The sequence below is a fragment of the Pseudomonas sp. MTM4 genome (assembly GCF_019355055.1).
GTDB lineage: Bacteria > Pseudomonadota > Gammaproteobacteria > Pseudomonadales > Pseudomonadaceae > Stutzerimonas.
In genome coordinates, this window is sequence record NZ_CP048411.1 from 4,617,992 (window position 1) to 4,632,171 (window position 14,180).

General features: G+C 58.2%; 18 protein-coding genes. 11 read left to right on the forward strand and 7 right to left on the reverse strand.

Features of this window, described 5'->3' with window-relative positions:
- Positions 1-100 precede the first annotated feature (100 nt).
- The 8 genes from ispF (at position 101) to GYM54_RS21350 (ending at position 6,641) form a co-directional block, all read left to right on the forward strand.
- Positions 101-574, forward strand: a complete 474-nt coding sequence (ispF, locus tag GYM54_RS21315) for a 2-C-methyl-D-erythritol 2,4-cyclodiphosphate synthase (protein ID WP_131648269.1) — start codon at positions 101-103, stop codon at positions 572-574.
- Positions 571-1,611, forward strand: coding sequence for a tRNA pseudouridine(13) synthase TruD (gene truD / locus GYM54_RS21320; RefSeq protein ID WP_197444536.1), 1,041 nt, complete (start codon positions 571-573; stop codon positions 1,609-1,611). Before ispF ends, truD begins: the two co-directional genes overlap by 4 nt.
- Positions 1,611-2,360 (forward strand): 5'/3'-nucleotidase SurE, encoded by a 750-nt coding sequence (gene surE, locus GYM54_RS21325; protein WP_181102627.1) that lies wholly within the window; start codon positions 1,611-1,613, stop codon positions 2,358-2,360. The genes truD and surE overlap by 1 nt, the downstream gene beginning before the upstream one ends.
- Before the next feature lie 41 nt (positions 2,361-2,401).
- Positions 2,402-3,037 (forward strand): protein-L-isoaspartate(D-aspartate) O-methyltransferase, encoded by a 636-nt coding sequence (locus GYM54_RS21330; protein ID WP_029404859.1) that lies wholly within the window; start codon positions 2,402-2,404, stop codon positions 3,035-3,037.
- A 17-nt stretch (positions 3,038-3,054) separates the two neighbouring features.
- On the forward strand, positions 3,055-3,990 hold the full coding sequence (locus GYM54_RS21335) for a DUF368 domain-containing protein (protein WP_197444537.1): 936 nt from the start codon (positions 3,055-3,057) through the stop codon (positions 3,988-3,990).
- A gap of 56 nt (positions 3,991-4,046) precedes the next feature.
- Positions 4,047-4,865: a peptidoglycan DD-metalloendopeptidase family protein gene (locus GYM54_RS21340; protein ID WP_131648952.1), complete on the forward strand. Its 819-nt coding sequence runs from the start codon at positions 4,047-4,049 to the stop codon at positions 4,863-4,865.
- A gap of 98 nt (positions 4,866-4,963) precedes the next feature.
- A complete protein-coding gene (rpoS, locus tag GYM54_RS21345) occupies positions 4,964-5,962 on the forward strand; it encodes an RNA polymerase sigma factor RpoS (RefSeq protein ID WP_131648273.1) in 999 nt (332 codons plus the stop codon).
- A gap of 532 nt (positions 5,963-6,494) precedes the next feature.
- The gene (locus tag GYM54_RS21350; protein WP_165914192.1) at positions 6,495-6,641 is read left to right on the forward strand and encodes a hypothetical protein; all 147 of its coding nucleotides are present in this window, start codon (positions 6,495-6,497) and stop codon (positions 6,639-6,641) included.
- A 26-nt stretch (positions 6,642-6,667) separates the two neighbouring features.
- Here the strand turns inward: GYM54_RS21350 and GYM54_RS21905 are convergent, their stop codons facing one another.
- Positions 6,668-7,087, reverse strand: coding sequence for an NUDIX domain-containing protein (locus GYM54_RS21905; protein WP_181102625.1), 420 nt, complete (start codon positions 7,085-7,087; stop codon positions 6,668-6,670).
- Complete coding sequence (locus GYM54_RS21910) at positions 7,077-7,505, reverse strand: GNAT family N-acetyltransferase (protein WP_165914194.1); 429 nt, start codon at positions 7,503-7,505, stop codon at positions 7,077-7,079. Before GYM54_RS21910 ends, GYM54_RS21905 begins: the two co-directional genes overlap by 11 nt.
- 143 nt (positions 7,506-7,648) lie before the next feature.
- On the opposite strand from GYM54_RS21910, the gene GYM54_RS21365 reads away from it, so the two are divergent.
- Together GYM54_RS21365 and GYM54_RS21370 are read left to right on the forward strand one after the other, a co-directional pair.
- Complete coding sequence (locus tag GYM54_RS21365; protein WP_181102623.1) at positions 7,649-9,589, forward strand: sodium:solute symporter family protein; 1,941 nt, start codon at positions 7,649-7,651, stop codon at positions 9,587-9,589.
- 257 nt (positions 9,590-9,846) lie between these two features.
- A complete protein-coding gene (locus GYM54_RS21370) occupies positions 9,847-10,362 on the forward strand; it encodes a hypothetical protein (protein ID WP_197444538.1) in 516 nt (171 codons plus the stop codon).
- Between the two features lie 87 nt (positions 10,363-10,449).
- Here the strand turns inward: GYM54_RS21370 and GYM54_RS21375 are convergent, their stop codons facing one another.
- From GYM54_RS21375 to GYM54_RS21385, 3 genes are all read right to left on the reverse strand, one after another.
- Entirely contained in the window at positions 10,450-11,241 is a 792-nt protein-coding gene (locus GYM54_RS21375; RefSeq protein WP_131648275.1) for an SIR2 family protein, read from the reverse strand.
- A gap of 9 nt (positions 11,242-11,250) precedes the next feature.
- Positions 11,251-11,799: a non-canonical purine NTP pyrophosphatase gene (locus GYM54_RS21380; RefSeq protein WP_131648276.1), complete on the reverse strand. Its 549-nt coding sequence runs from the start codon at positions 11,797-11,799 to the stop codon at positions 11,251-11,253.
- Positions 11,800-11,912: 113 nt separating this feature from the next.
- Positions 11,913-12,362, reverse strand: a complete 450-nt coding sequence (locus GYM54_RS21385) for a group II truncated hemoglobin (protein WP_181102618.1) — start codon at positions 12,360-12,362, stop codon at positions 11,913-11,915.
- Positions 12,363-12,491: 129 nt separating this feature from the next.
- Between GYM54_RS21385 and GYM54_RS21390 the strand changes: the two genes are divergently transcribed.
- Positions 12,492-12,923, forward strand: a complete 432-nt coding sequence (locus tag GYM54_RS21390; protein WP_181102616.1) for a universal stress protein — start codon at positions 12,492-12,494, stop codon at positions 12,921-12,923.
- 72 nt (positions 12,924-12,995) lie between these two features.
- On the opposite strand, the gene GYM54_RS21395 is transcribed toward GYM54_RS21390, so the two are convergent.
- Positions 12,996-13,340, reverse strand: a complete 345-nt coding sequence (locus tag GYM54_RS21395; RefSeq protein WP_131648279.1) for a YajD family HNH nuclease — start codon at positions 13,338-13,340, stop codon at positions 12,996-12,998.
- Between the two features lie 27 nt (positions 13,341-13,367).
- Positions 13,368-14,072, reverse strand: coding sequence for a YebC/PmpR family DNA-binding transcriptional regulator (locus GYM54_RS21400; RefSeq protein ID WP_181102614.1), 705 nt, complete (start codon positions 14,070-14,072; stop codon positions 13,368-13,370).
- Between the last annotated feature and the right edge of the window lie 108 nt (positions 14,073-14,180).

Genomic DNA, 14,180 nt, shown 5'->3' on the forward strand with positions numbered 1-14,180 from the left:
TGGTGACTATCGTGCTCGTTGATGCGGCGCCGGAGCCGATGAGCCAAGCCATGACGTCTCCTGTAGAATCCGCCGCTGATCTTTCAAGGGTGTTCTGACTATGCGTATTGGCCACGGCTATGACGTGCACCGCTTCGGCGAGGGCGACTTCATCACCCTCGGTGGTGTACGGATTCCTCACAGGTTCGGTCTGCTGGCGCATTCCGATGGTGACGTGCTGCTGCATGCGCTCAGCGATGCGCTGCTCGGTGCCGCCGCGCTGGGCGATATCGGCAAGCATTTCCCGGATACCGACCCGCAATTCAAGGGCGCCGACAGCCGTGTACTGCTGCGCCATGTCCTGGAACAGGTAAAGAGCAAGGGCTGGGAGGTCGGTAATGTCGACGCCACCATCATTGCCCAGGCACCGAAGATGGCGCCGCATATCGAGGCCATGCGCGGCCTGATCGCCGAGGACCTGCAGGTCGAGTTGGATCAGGTCAACGTCAAGGCCACCACTACCGAGAAGCTGGGTTTCGTCGGGCGGGAAGAGGGTATCGCCGTGCACGCCGTCGCTCTGCTGGTCCGCGCATGACCGAAGATCAGTTGCTCGGGTCGCAGGCGCACGGCGGGCCATGTGGCCGCGCGGTGCTCAAGGCCGTGGCCGAGGACTTTCAAGTCGATGAAGTGCTGGACATTCCGTTGTCCGGTGAAGGCGAGCACCTCTGGCTCTGGGTCGAGAAGCGCAACCTCAATACCGAGGAAGCGGCGCGCCGCATCTCCCGCGCCGCCGGAGTTCCGGTGCGCAATATCAGCTACGCCGGTCTGAAGGATCGCCAAGCGCTGACCCGTCAGTGGTTCAGCTTGCATCTGCCGGGCAAGGCCGATCCCAATTTGGATAGAGCTGAAGACGAAACGCTGAAGATTCTCAAGACCTGTCGTCACCAGCGCAAACTGCAGCGCGGCGCCCACTCGGCAAACGGCTTCACCCTGCGCCTGACCCAACTGCAGGCCGAACACGCTGAACTGGACGCGCGCCTAGAGCGAATCATGACGCACGGCGTGCCCAATTATTTCGGCCTGCAACGCTTCGGCTTCGAAGGCGGCAACGTTCTTGGCGCACGCGAATATGCCGAGCGACAGGAGCTTCCCGTGCAGCGCAACCTGCGCTCGCGGCTGCTCTCGGCGGGGCGCAGCTATTTGTTCAATCGGGTCTTGGCCGAGCGTGTCGCAAGCGGGACCTGGGATAAGGCGCAGGTGGGCGATCTACTGGCCTTTACCGACAGCCGCAGCTTCTTCCCAGCAGGCGAGGCCGAATGCAGCGACCCGCGTCTGAGCATTCTCGACCTGCACCCTACCGGCCCCTTGTGGGGCGTTGGTGAGTCGCCCGCAGGCGGCGGAATACCTGCGCTGGAATCGAATGTCGCGGGGGCAGAACCGGCAATCGCCAAGTGGCTCGCAGAAGCTGGAATGAAGCATGAACGGCGCATTCTTCGCCTCCCCATTGGCGGCTTGTCGTGGCATTATCCCGAGCCTGACATTCTGCAACTTGAATTCGTCCTGCCGACCGGCTGCTTTGCCACAGCTGTGGTGCGCGAGCTGGTCAGCCTGGCAGGGCAGACGGACATCTGATGCGTATTCTGATCGCCAACGACGACGGGGTGTATGCACCCGGGCTCGCCGCGCTTTATGACGCGCTGGCCGACTATGCCGAGTGCCGCGTAGTCGCCCCCATCCAAGACATGAGCGGCGCCAGCAGCGCGCTGACGTTGGATCGCCCGCTTCATCCTACGACCATGCCGAACGGTTTCATCGGTGTGAACGGCACACCTACCGATTGCGTTCACCTGGGCATGAACGGGCTGCTAGACGAAGCACCCGATATGGTGGTTTCCGGTATTAATCTGGGCGCCAATCTGGGGGACGACGTCCTGTACTCAGGCACCGTCGCTGCAGCAATCGAAGGCCGCTTCACTGGCAAACCGGCATTTGCGTTTTCGCTGATCTCGCGCGCTCCGGACAATCTGCCCACGGCTGCCTACATCGCTCGCAAGCTGGTCGAGAAACACGATCAGCTCGACCTGCCGCCACGGACTGTGCTCAGCATCAACGTGCCCAATCTGCCCCTGGATCATATCCGCGGCATTCAGTTGACCCGCCTTGGTCACCGTAGCCGGGCCAAACCGCCGGTTAAGCAGGCCAACCCGCGCGGCAAGGACGGCTACTGGATCTCGGTTGCCGGCGACGTCGAAGATGGTGGGCCAGGGACCGATTTTCATGCAGTGATGCAGGGCTACGTGTCGATTACTCCTTTGCAGCTCGATCGGACGTTCCATGAAGCGTTCAAGGGGCTCGATAACTGGCTGGAGGACGTACTGTGAATCACCGTGGACAAGATGATCTGCTGCGCCACGGCACCGGCATGACTTCGCAGCGCACCCGCGATCGCCTGATTCAGCGGTTGTATGAGGAGGGCCTGTCCGATCCTCGCGTGCTCGAGGTCATTCGACGCACGCCGCGTCATCTGTTCGTCGACGAGGCGCTGTCGCATCGCGCTTACGAAGACACCGCGCTGCCAATCGGTCATAACCAGACCATCTCGCAGCCGTTCATGGTCGCGCGCATGAGCGAGCTGCTGCTTGCGGACGGCCCGCTGGATAAGGTCTTGGAAATCGGTACCGGCTCCGGTTATCAGACCGCTGTGCTGGCACAACTGGTCGAGCGGGTGTTCTCGGTCGAGCGCATCCAGGCGCTGCAGGATCGTGCAAAAGAGCGTCTGGTCGAACTCAAATTGCGTAATGTGGTCTTTCGCTGGGGTGATGGTTGGGAAGGTTGGCCTGCATTGGCGCCTTATAACGGCATCATCGTTACCGCGGCGGCAGCCGACGTGCCACAAGCCTTGCTCGATCAACTGGCTCCCGGCGGGCGGCTGGTGATTCCGGTCGGGGTCGGCGAAGTCCAGCAACTGATGCTGATCATTCGAGAGGAAGACGGTTTTTCCCGCCATCTGCTGGATACCGTACGCTTCGTGCCGCTGCTCAATGGACCTGTAGTTTGATCTCAGCGGAAGGAAGCATGAAAAACACGTTGTTGTTGTACGCCAAGGGCATCGCGATGGGCGCGGCGGATGTGGTGCCGGGAGTTTCTGGCGGTACCATCGCTTTTATTACCGGCATCTATGACGAATTGCTGCGATCGATTGGCGCTATACCCGGCGCTGCGATGCTGTTGTTTCGTGGCCGCATTCGGGAAGCATGGGCGACGGCAAATGCGAATTTCCTTCTGGTTCTATTCGGCGGCATTCTTACCAGCGTGTTCAGCCTCGCGAAACTGATCACCTATCTATTGGAAGCACACCCAATCCCGGTGTGGTCGTTCTTCTTCGGCCTGATCCTGGTTTCGGTGCATCTTGTCGGCAAAGACATCCAGCGCTGGGATCTGTCACGCATCGTCGGTCTGATACTCGGTGTCGTCTTTGCCTACGTGATAACCGTGGCCGCTCCGATGCAGTGGAGCAGCAGTAGTTTGAGTTTGTTTTTCGCCGGTGCCATTGCGGTCTGCGCGATGATCCTGCCGGGTATCTCCGGTAGCTTCATTCTTGTGCTGCTGGGACTGTATCCGGTCGTACTCGGCGCGGTGAAGGATCTAGATCTAGCTGTCATGGCGATTTTTGCGGCAGGTTGTCTGGTGGGCATTCTCAGTTTCGCCCGTGTGTTGAGCTGGATGCTCGTCCGTTGGCGCGACCTCACGCTGGCCTTCCTGACGGGCCTGATGCTGGGTTCGCTGAACAAGGTTTGGCCATGGAAGGAGGCGCTGACTTGGCGCATTGACTCGCATGGCGCACGTATCCCGATGCTGGAGCAGAACCTGCTACCGGGCGCCTATGGCGAGCTGACCGGACAGGACCCGCAACTTGCGCTGGCAATAGTACTGGCAGTAGCTGGTGTCGTTCTCGTCCTTGGACTCGAATGGTTTGCCGGGCGGCGCCAGCCATCGGTGCAAACGGTCTGAACGGCCTTGTTGATCAAAAGGAGCGCGCCGTGAAGGCCACAGCCAGCATGCGGTGGATGAGCATTCCGCCTTTCCGTTGTGCGCTTGTCGCGCTGCTCGCGGGTGCATTACTTGCTGGCTGCGCCAGTCCTCCGTCGGGAGGCGTGCATGTCGTCGATCGCAATAGCCGCGACCGTGTCACTAGCGGTCACTATATTGTCCAGCGGGGTGACTCCCTTTGGTCGATCGCCTTTCGCTTCGGTTGGGATTGGCGCGAGCTGGCTCAAGTCAACAATATTCCCCCGCCGCACGTCATCCATCCGGGACAGACGATTCGCTTCACTCGGCATACTCAATCCCGGACGGTAGCCGCTCGTCCGACTCCTGTTCCCGTCCCGCCAGCAAGCACATCGCCATCCGTGGTGACTACGCCTGTGCCCATTCCGCCACCGCTGACGAGGCCCAGCGTACCGGCGGCCAAGCCTCCCGCTGCGACTACGCCGGTCAAGCCTGTAGCGCGCTCTGCAAGCGGTTGGGCTTGGCCTACGAACGGCGCTGTAATCGGTCGTTTTTCCTCAAACGGCAGTTTGAATAAAGGCATTGATATCGCTGGGGAATTAGGACAGCCTGTTTTAGCTGCTTCTGATGGGGCTGTTGTGTACGCCGGCAGTGGTTTACGGGGTTACGGCGAACTTGTGATCATCAAGCACAGCGATACCTATGTAAGTGCCTACGGCCACAACCGCAGGCTGCTGGTTCAGGAGGGTCAACAAGTCAAAGCTGGGCAGACCATTGCCGAGATGGGATCGACTGGAACCGACCGGGTGAAGCTGCATTTTGAGATTCGCCGTCAAGGCAAACCGGTAGATCCGTTGCAATACCTGCCAAAGCGCTGATTTGCTACTACCTGTTCCGGCACTAGGAGGGGCTTGAGCGTTACCAGGGAGTGCGTGCCGCCCGAGCCTGTTGTCGAACTCAGAACAGGAAAACAATAATGGCTCTCAAAAAAGAAGTGCCGGAGTTTGACGTAGACGATGCCGTTCTACTCATGGAACCGTCCGCGGACGCCGATCCAATCAGCGATATCTCCCGCGCCGGTTCAACGGGCACCCGATCCAAGACCGCGACCCTCAAGCAACACAAGTTCATCGACTACACCCGTGCGCTCGACGCCACACAGCTGTATCTCAACGAAATCGGATTTTCTCCCCTGCTGACTCCCGAGCAAGAGGTGCATTTCGCGCGTCTGGCTCAGAAGGGTGACCCGGCAGGGCGTAAGCGCATGATCGAAAGCAATCTGCGGCTGGTGGTGAAAATCGCCCGGCGCTACGTCAACCGTGGGCTGTCTTTGCTGGACCTGGTCGAAGAGGGCAACCTGGGGCTGATACGGGCTGTCGAGAAGTTCGACCCCGAGCGTGGCTTCCGATTTTCTACCTACGCCACCTGGTGGATCCGGCAGACCATCGAGCGGGCGATCATGAACCAGACCCGCACCATTCGGCTGCCGATCCACGTGGTCAAGGAGCTGAACGTTTACTTGCGTGCCGCGCGCGAGCTTACCCAGAAGCTCGACCACGAACCCAGCCCGGAGGAAATCGCCAACCTGCTCGAGAAGCCGGTTGCGGAGGTCAAGCGGATGCTGGGGCTGAATGAGCGAGTGACCTCCGTGGACGTGTCTCTCGGACCGGACACCGACAAAACATTGCTAGATACCCTGACCGATGACCGGCCCAGCGATCCCTGCGATCTGCTGCTTGACGACGACTTGTCGGAAAGCATCGACCAATGGCTGTCTGACCTGACCGAGAAGCAGCGCGAGGTGGTCATCCGGCGCTTCGGTTTGCGTGGCCATGAAAGCTGCACGCTGGAAGAGGTCGGCCAGGAAATCGGGCTGACCCGCGAGCGGGTAAGGCAGATTCAGGTCGAAGCGCTTAAGCGGTTACGCGAGATCTTCGAGCGTAACGGTTTATCGAGCGAGTCCCTGTTCCACTAAGGAACGGCGCCCCTTACCGGCAACGTAAGGGGCGTTCCCAGGCTTTCTATTTTTTCTACATGTCGGGCTAACCAACAGGGTTAGTCCTGGTTTCGTCGTACTTCCTCGAAAGCTCTTTGCTATGTACGCATTTACTTACACGGCGTGTAAGAAAAGAGTGAAGAGCTTTGCTGGCTATACTCTCTTTACTAAAAGATATTTTTTAACTGATTGATTTTAAAGGGGAAAAGTGAAATCTCATATTCCTATCAAAAAGCCATTACGAATTTTTGGGAGTTGTAGTTGTCGTCCAAAACTTTAATATCGCACCTGTGCTTAAGGACAAGTGCAGGCCGGCAAGGATGTTGGTCAGGATTAATCGCTGGATGCGGTGCGTCAGGAAGACGAGCTGGGAATAAAGGAAGCAGGGAAGGAGGCGGGCGGGGATTAAACCCCGCCCCTTTTTTTTGCCTGCGAATAGGTATTCGATCCCGCCGAACGACTGCATTGCTGGGTGGCCTAACGTTCTGATTCAAACTCAGAGGAGCTCACCATGAACGGCAAAGACTCGAATCAACCTACCCAGCCGGGATCAGATCAAGAAGACCACATCGAACGCCGTCCAGACGAGGCCGATGAAGATAAGCTGGACGAGGCGCTAGAAGAAACTTTTCCGGCAAGTGATCCCATCTCTCCATAGCCTAGCGCCAGCACCAGATGATGGTGTCAACTTTCTTTCGCTGCTAGTCGCTGGAGCAGAGCGGGGAGTACCTGTTCGCGCAACAGCGGGGCGAGATGTTCCTGCTGCTGCGTACGAGGTACCAGCCAGTCCAGCGCTTCGATTTCTGCCTGTACCTGTACCTCGCCTTCAACACGGCTCACGAAAACGTCTGCTTCAACCCAATGATCTGGCTCGTTGGCTGCGCGCGACTGGAAATGTCCAAGCGCCTGCAGTTGCGATTCCTCGACCCGTAAACCCAGCTCCTCGTGAAGCTCGCGCCGCAACGCCTGCAACGGCGTTTCTCCCGCCTCGATCTTGCCGCCCGGCAACATGAACATCCGCGTACCGCGCTTGCGGACAACCAATATGTGACCGGCTTCGTTGAGCAGGCAGGCTGTAGCGATCTTCAAAACGTTATGTGACATGGGAATTCTCGTTATCGTGCCATAGCGCCACGAGCTTCTTGTTTCGGTTGTAACGCTGCAGACGGGATGCCAGCACTTCAGGCAGAACGGTGGCCTCGGTGAAGTTCAGCTGTCGGTAGAAGGCAATTACCTTGAGCTCACAAAACAGCCAGACAGGTCCGTGATTTGCGGCCAGTGCCCGGGTTACCAACCGCGTCGCCAGACCCTGGTTGCGCTGACTTGGCGCGACCAGCAATCCGGTCAACCAGTGACCATCGGCAATGCCGCTCAAGCAGAGACCGGCAACGATATCGGTGTGCCCGACGACCCAGCAATGCGCACCGGCCGGTACCCGCATGTGGCTGCGATGGGCTCGGTAGAACTTGTCGAGTAGCGGCTGACATTCGGCAGGTAATTGGCGCGGTTGGAGTTCGAACATGAGTGGTATCCGATGACGCAGCGCATGGTACCCGATGAGCGCCGTCAGCTGGCTAGCCGGCCCGTCCGATCCGTTTATCCGATGGCCGCAATTTTTCGCTGCAGTGAAGGCTCTGAAGAGAACTACTCCACAGGGCCATAACAATGATAGATCTCCTGATAGTGGTGGTTTTCATCCTGTACGGTCTGGGTTCGGGCCTCCGTGCGCGCGGAAAGGCTTCTCAGAGCCTCGATGAGTATTTTCTCGCCGGCAAGACGATCAAGGGTTGGAAGGCCGGCTTTTCCATGGGGGCGACTCAGTTCGCTGCCGATACGCCGCTGCTCGTTACCGGTCTCGTTGCGACGGCTGGCATCTTCGCGCTTTGGCGATTGTGGATTTACGGCCTTGCGTTTCTGCTCATGGCGTTCGTTTTCGCGGTTGGCTGGCGCAGGGCCGGCGTGTTGACCGATGCCGAGCTGACCCGAGTGCGATACAGCGGCAAGGGCGTCACTCCGCTACGTTTGCTCAAGGCGATCTACTACGGCACGGTGATCAATTGCGTGGTGCTGGCGATGGTGCTGGTGGCTGCCATTCGTATCGCCGAGGTGTTCTTGCCATGGCACCTGTGGCTGCCCTCCGGAGTCTACGAGCCCATCGTGGATTTCATCGCCACTACAGGCATACAGCTCGGCGAAAGTATTACCGGGCTGGAGCCGGCGATGATGAGCGCCAATAACCTGATATCGATCCTGCTGATTCTCGCGTTCACCGCGATGTATTCGATAACCGGGGGGCTACGCGCTGTCGTCCAGACCGATGTGGTGCAATTCAGCCTGGCGATGATCGGCACGCTGTTTTATGCCTGGTTCGTCGTCGACGCCGCCGGTGGGTTAGGCGGATTGACGGATCGCATCGTGGAAATCTACGGAGCCGAGCAGGCAAGCAGAATGTTGTCCTTCGCCCCTCCAGCCGATGCGGGTGAGGCGCTGATGCCGTTCCTGGTCATCATCGGTCTGCAGTGGTTCTTCCAGATGAACTCCGATGGTACTGGCTATCTTGCGCAGCGAAGCATGGCGTGCCCGACCGACCGCGACGCTCGAATCGCCGGTCTGGTCTTCGCCTGGCTACAGATCTTTTTGCGCAGCCTATTCTGGCTGGCGATCGCGGTTGGGCTGCTGGTGCTGTATCCGTTCACTCCAGCCGAAATGGCCGGCGATGGTTTCACGGCCGGGCGAGAAGCACTGTTCGTGCAAGGTATCGAAGATTTGTTACCGCCCGGTGTGCGCGGCCTGATGCTCGTCGGATTGCTGGCCGCGCTGGCTTCTACCGTCGATACACACCTCAACTGGGGCGCGTCTTATTGGAGCAATGACGTCTATGGCGGCGTATTCGCACCACATGTGCTCAAGCGCAAGCCAAGGGACCGCGAATTGGTGCTGGTGGCGCGGTTGTCCAACGTGCTGATTCTGGTGATCGCGATGATCATCATGGCCAATCTCGGTTCGATCCAGACCGCCTGGTTCATTTCGCTGCTGTTTGGCGCGGGGATGGGTTCGGTACTAGTGCTGCGTTGGCTCTGGGAGCGAATCAATCTGTACTCGGAGCTAACCGCCATGGCGGTATCGCTGATTACGGCGCCTTTGCTTCTCTATTACCTGGGCACCGATCCGGAGCGCGAATGGATACGTCTCGGGATCATGGCCTTGACCACTACATCCGCCGCGATCCTGGTTACCTTCATCACTCCGGCGACCGACGACGCCACGCTCAAACGCTTCTATCGCCGTGTTCGCCCCTTCGGCTTCTGGCGGCACGCAGCGATGCTCAACGGCATTGGGGCTGCGGTGTCGGTCAAGGCGTTGGGGACTCGGCTGTTCGCCGTGGTGGTAACCGCCGTTTCGCTTTTTACATTGCTGATTGGTGTTGGCCGCTTGATGTTCCCTCCACCACAGGGAAGCTCCCTCATCAGTTGGCTGTGCCTGGCGGTTGGGTTATTGCTGATACCGGTCTGGCTACGAATCGCCATGGGGCGACAGTTCGATACGGACCCAGAAGATGAACCACTGCCGGAAGACGTGTCGGCACGAAAAAGTGGCTCGGCGTGATATTAACCATCCATTTTAAGTTCGGATTCATGTCGGCGGACCGGTTGCATAGATTCGTTCCGTTTGTTGTTAGGGGGATCAGCCGGTCAGGCCTAATTAGCGAAGCGGCGATAAAAAATAAATAATCAATTAAAATAACGGGTTGCTTGACATACCTAAAATAAAATGAACAGTGGTTGTGCCCTCTTGTCATTAAAATACGCATCGCGTGAGCGTTACTGCGTATTCCGCCATAGTAAGAACAAGAGGGTGTTGTCATGAAACGACTTTTCAAAACTTCTCTCCTGGTTGCCGCCATGCTTCCCGCTATCACAGTTGCCGCTCCGGTGGCGGGTGATCGTGAAGTTACCTTGAGTGGTGCGGGAAGTAGCGATAAGGATTTCGACGATACAGTGTTCTCGGTACAGGGTAGTTGGGGTACTTATCTTGATGAGCGATCCATGTGGGGCATCCGGCAAACGGTGAATGCCAGAGACTCGGAAGATGAAAGCGTCCAGTTCGACGGCTCGACCCGCGTGTTTTATGACTACCACTTCGGTAGTGGAAACACTCGCCCATTCATTGGCCTGAGCGTGGGTGGGGTCTACGGCGAAGAAGTGGACGAGACCTTCATGGGTGGACCGGAACTCGGCATCAAATACTGGGTTCAGGACAAGACGTTCATCACCGCGATGGCTGAGTATCAGTTCCTGTTCAAGAGCGGAAGCGATGCGCGAGATCGTTATGACGATGGAGCGTTCTTCTATAGCGTCGGTATTGGTTACAACTACTGATGCATGCGAGTGCGATGCCAGACGGCATCGCACTTTTATCGCTTCGTTTGTTTATTCTTTCGCTTCGCTTGATATAACCATTGCCCGTTAGCCTTCAACCAGATTTCGCAAAAAGTTCTGCAAGGCCAACCCCGGTTCGTCATCTTCCGAAGTAATCATCTGAATTCCCCATTGGCTGAGAATTTCTTCCTGCACCGGGTTGGGTTTGTGCGAAAAGACATAGGATATCGGCCGGACGCCAAGGGTTTCGTGTTCGTTCCAGATCTTCGATAGTTTGTAGAACAATAATCGAATGTTGGTATCCGAAAGGCTGTAGCCAATAAACAGAACGGCTTTGCTCAATGTGTCGGCGCGTAACTTGATATCCAGCGGCGTTTCGAATTGCAGGCGTTCGTAATAGCTCGTTTCGTCGAGCACGATCGAGTCATCGTCATCGAAGTCGCCGTGGAATTTGACGATCTGCCTGACGCCATCACGGGCCTTTACCAGGTCACTGGCATTGGCGATTTTGATGTAACCGACGCCATGAGCGTCATGGGCATTTTCCAGCCAGCGGTCGTAGTTGGTCGTGTAGATGGCTGGAAACCGGCCCTGAACGATCAGCCGGTGAATCTCCGAATCGCGGATCTCGATGCTCTTGTGCCACTCTCGGTCCATCCAGCTGCGCAGTGGCCCGATGTTGCCTTTCCTGATGCGGTAGTACTCGGCAAGCGAGAGGAAGTTTCCATAGGTATCGAAGACATCGGGGTCGTAATCGAGTTGCTGGGCAATTTCGTTGATCAGGTCGCGCCAGGGCGGTAATCCGATATTGGCCGACACGCCGGAGCCTACGAAAAGAATCAGGCGGTTATGCCGGTACGCCTCCAGAAGCTTCTGCATCGATACCTCTCAGACCCGGCGCAAGTGATTGATGAAGGCATCCAGTGCCCGCTTACGCATGGAAAGCTCGTTATGGACGCCACCCAACTCGGCGAACGTGCAGGAATAACCGTCGGGAATGAACACGTTGTCCCACTCGAAGCCCTCTGCACCCGCCGGTTCGCGGGAAATCCTGCCGGTAACTTCTCCCTCGAAGAAATGCCGCTTGCGACCGTCGCAGTAGCCGATCAGCGAACGTGCCACCGCGGAAGGGTCGTCCAGATTGCCGATCAGTTCGGAGAAGCGCACAGCGTGCAAGCGATCCCAGAATGTCTGGGTCAGCCCGCCGGGAAAGCCGTTCAGGCTATTGATGAACAGGCCCGAGTGCTCGACGAAGACCGGTTTGCCAATCATTTTGAAGGCGTCCATCAGCTTGTCACTGACCAACTGATGCAGATCTTCGGTTTGCTGTTCGACGATGCGCACCGGGAAGCTGATGATCTCGATGCCGCTCTGCTCGAGGAATTCTCGTGCGTCGCGAATCTTCTGCTCGTTGACCGAGGCAAAGCGGATCTTCATCTAAATCACCCTGACTGCTGTTCGAAGCTGCGGATGCCGCATCCGAGCATCGTTATCCCACAGAGTTATGACGCAGCGATGTGCCCAGGGTTCGGCCTGTCGATCCGCGTCGGCTATGGGAGCGGCGAGTGCGGGTGCGCCGGACACGGCTGTAGTCCGGCTTGCAGGATGCGTTCCGCCGGTACCCGCAACTGCACCAACAGGTAGTCGGCGAAGCCCGCTGAGTAGCCCTGCCTGGCAATGGCGAGCGCCATGCATTCGAGCCAGGCGTCCCGCTCAGCTTCGCCCACAGTCCAGCGTCTATGGAATTGCGGGATGCTGATGCTGCCGAATTTTTCGGCGTAACGGCGCGGCCCACCCAGCCAGCCACAGAGAAACGCCGCCAGACGTTCGCGCGCCTCGCTCAGATCCTGCGGATATAAACGACGTACGCAATGGGCGGCTTCGTGCTCGTCCATGATCCGGTAGAAGTCCGTGACCAACTGTTGGATGCCGGCTTCGCCGCCGGCTGCCTTGAAAGAGGCGTCGCCGACGCCGAACGGAGCGTTGGAGGTTGTACTCATCGACTGTCTCGCAAAGGAGTTGATTGTTTCCGGTGCCGGAATTGATCCAGCGCAATGGATATGTTCCTGGCGCTCGGGTGCATTGGGCGGTGGTCTATGCTGTTTTCAAATGTTCAATGGAGACCCGCCATGCGCAATATTCTTTTAGCTTTCGACGGTTCGGACAACGCTAAACGGGCGCTGCGATACATCGTCGACTTCGCCGCCGATGCGCCTATACCGCTTCAGGTGCACGTCCTGAATGCGCAGCAGGAACCGGTTATCTATGGCGAATTCGTCACTGCAAGTACGGTTGAAGATCTGAACAAGAGCTTTCTCGAAAAATCTCACCGTACTCTGGAGGAAGCCGCTACGGAGCTACAGGCCGCCGGCATACCGCACCAGACCCATGCCGTTCTAGGCGATGTCGCAGCGCAGGTGAATACGGCGGTGCAGCAATTCGGGTGCGACACCGTGGTCATGGGCACACGCGGCCTGGGCAGTTTCACCGGCATGTTGCTGGGCTCGGTTGCCAACCGTGTGGTCCATGAGGTTTCGGTGCCGGTCCTGCTGGTCAAGTAACCGGGACGTGTGAGCTGCGCCCGTTTCGTCGCGGCTCACGGCGAAACGGGAACAAATCCCGAAGTCACTGAATCAATCCGACTTGCCCTTGAGCAGGTCACCCAGGTTGGCGAAGGCCTTGAAGGTTTCCTTCGGGCCCAGATCGCTGCCTGGCCTGGCTTCGGCCTGATACTGATTGTCCGTATAGCGGGAATGCTCGTTGTCGTGGCAGTACAGGCAGAGAAGCTCCCAGTTGGAGCCATCCTCGGGGTTGTTGTCGTGGTTGTGGTCCTTATGGTGGACCGTCAGCTCGCTCAGCCGCTTGCCTGAGAACTCCCGCGCACAGCGTCCACAGACCCAGGGGTACATTTTCAGCGCCTTCTCGCGGTAACCCTGTTCGCGCTGGGCATACGGCGTATTCGGTTTGTTCGTGCTCATGACCTTTGCCCTCCATTGAATCCAGAGTCAGCCCGCCAAGCCGACATAAACGTTCTGCACATCGTCATGGGCATCGATGGCCGCGAGGAAGGCTTCGACCTCTTCGAGTTCCGCGTCCGACAGGCTGGTGACTGGGTTCTTGGGTCGATAGCCGAGCTGTGCCGACTGTACGGTGAAGCCCTGTTCGGGCAGCGCACGGCAGACCACATCCATATCGCTAGGGTCACTGATGAATAGCGTGGCCCCGTCTTCGGCGGCTTCGAAATCCTGCGCGCCGGCTTCGATGGCGGCCAGTTCCGGATCGGCATCAGCTGTGTCCGGCGCCGCTTCGATCAGGCCGCAGTGGTCGAAATCCCAAGCGACCGAGCCGGACGAACCGAGCTGACCCTTGCGGAACAGTACGCGGATTTCAGCGACGGTGCGGTTGACGTTGTCGGTCAGGCACTCGACGATCACCGGCACCTGATGCGGGGCGAAACCTTCATAGGTGGTGCGCTCGTAGTTGACGCTTTCACCGAGCAGGCCGGCGCCTTTCTTGATTGCGCGCTCCAGGGTTTCTCGCGGCATCGAGGCTTTCTTGGCCTGTTCCACCACCAGGCGCAAGCGGGGATTCATATCCGGATCGGCGCCGCTGCGGGCTGCGATCATGATCTCCTTCGATAGCTTGCCGAAGGTGCGTCCCTTGGCGTTGGCTGCCGCTTCTTTATGCTTCGCTTTCCACTGTGCGCCCATGCTTGCTCTCGTGCGGGTTGATTCGTTCGCTAGCGATTCTAGCTCTTTGCACCCGAAGCTGGCACGGAGTGCATGGCATCGACCCATGCCGGAAAGAGCCATTCGCGG

Coding starts and splice junctions, on each gene's coding strand:
- ispF (WP_131648269.1), top strand. CDS start 101: ATGCGTATTGGCCACGGCTATGACGTGCACCGCTTCGGCGAGGGCGAC.
- truD (WP_197444536.1), top strand. CDS start 571: ATGACCGAAGATCAGTTGCTCGGGTCGCAGGCGCACGGCGGGCCATGT.
- surE (WP_181102627.1), top strand. CDS start 1,611: ATGCGTATTCTGATCGCCAACGACGACGGGGTGTATGCACCCGGGCTC.
- GYM54_RS21330 (WP_029404859.1), top strand. CDS start 2,402: ATGACTTCGCAGCGCACCCGCGATCGCCTGATTCAGCGGTTGTATGAG.
- GYM54_RS21335 (WP_197444537.1), top strand. CDS start 3,055: ATGAAAAACACGTTGTTGTTGTACGCCAAGGGCATCGCGATGGGCGCG.
- GYM54_RS21340 (WP_131648952.1), top strand. CDS start 4,047: ATGAGCATTCCGCCTTTCCGTTGTGCGCTTGTCGCGCTGCTCGCGGGT.
- rpoS (WP_131648273.1), top strand. CDS start 4,964: ATGGCTCTCAAAAAAGAAGTGCCGGAGTTTGACGTAGACGATGCCGTT.
- GYM54_RS21350 (WP_165914192.1), top strand. CDS start 6,495: ATGAACGGCAAAGACTCGAATCAACCTACCCAGCCGGGATCAGATCAA.
- GYM54_RS21905 (WP_181102625.1), bottom strand. CDS start 7,087: ATGTCACATAACGTTTTGAAGATCGCTACAGCCTGCCTGCTCAACGAA.
- GYM54_RS21910 (WP_165914194.1), bottom strand. CDS start 7,505: ATGTTCGAACTCCAACCGCGCCAATTACCTGCCGAATGTCAGCCGCTA.
- GYM54_RS21365 (WP_181102623.1), top strand. CDS start 7,649: ATGATAGATCTCCTGATAGTGGTGGTTTTCATCCTGTACGGTCTGGGT.
- GYM54_RS21370 (WP_197444538.1), top strand. CDS start 9,847: ATGAAACGACTTTTCAAAACTTCTCTCCTGGTTGCCGCCATGCTTCCC.
- GYM54_RS21375 (WP_131648275.1), bottom strand. CDS start 11,241: ATGCAGAAGCTTCTGGAGGCGTACCGGCATAACCGCCTGATTCTTTTC.
- GYM54_RS21380 (WP_131648276.1), bottom strand. CDS start 11,799: ATGAAGATCCGCTTTGCCTCGGTCAACGAGCAGAAGATTCGCGACGCA.
- GYM54_RS21385 (WP_181102618.1), bottom strand. CDS start 12,362: ATGAGTACAACCTCCAACGCTCCGTTCGGCGTCGGCGACGCCTCTTTC.
- GYM54_RS21390 (WP_181102616.1), top strand. CDS start 12,492: ATGCGCAATATTCTTTTAGCTTTCGACGGTTCGGACAACGCTAAACGG.
- GYM54_RS21395 (WP_131648279.1), bottom strand. CDS start 13,340: ATGAGCACGAACAAACCGAATACGCCGTATGCCCAGCGCGAACAGGGT.
- GYM54_RS21400 (WP_181102614.1), bottom strand. CDS start 14,072: ATGGGCGCACAGTGGAAAGCGAAGCATAAAGAAGCGGCAGCCAACGCC.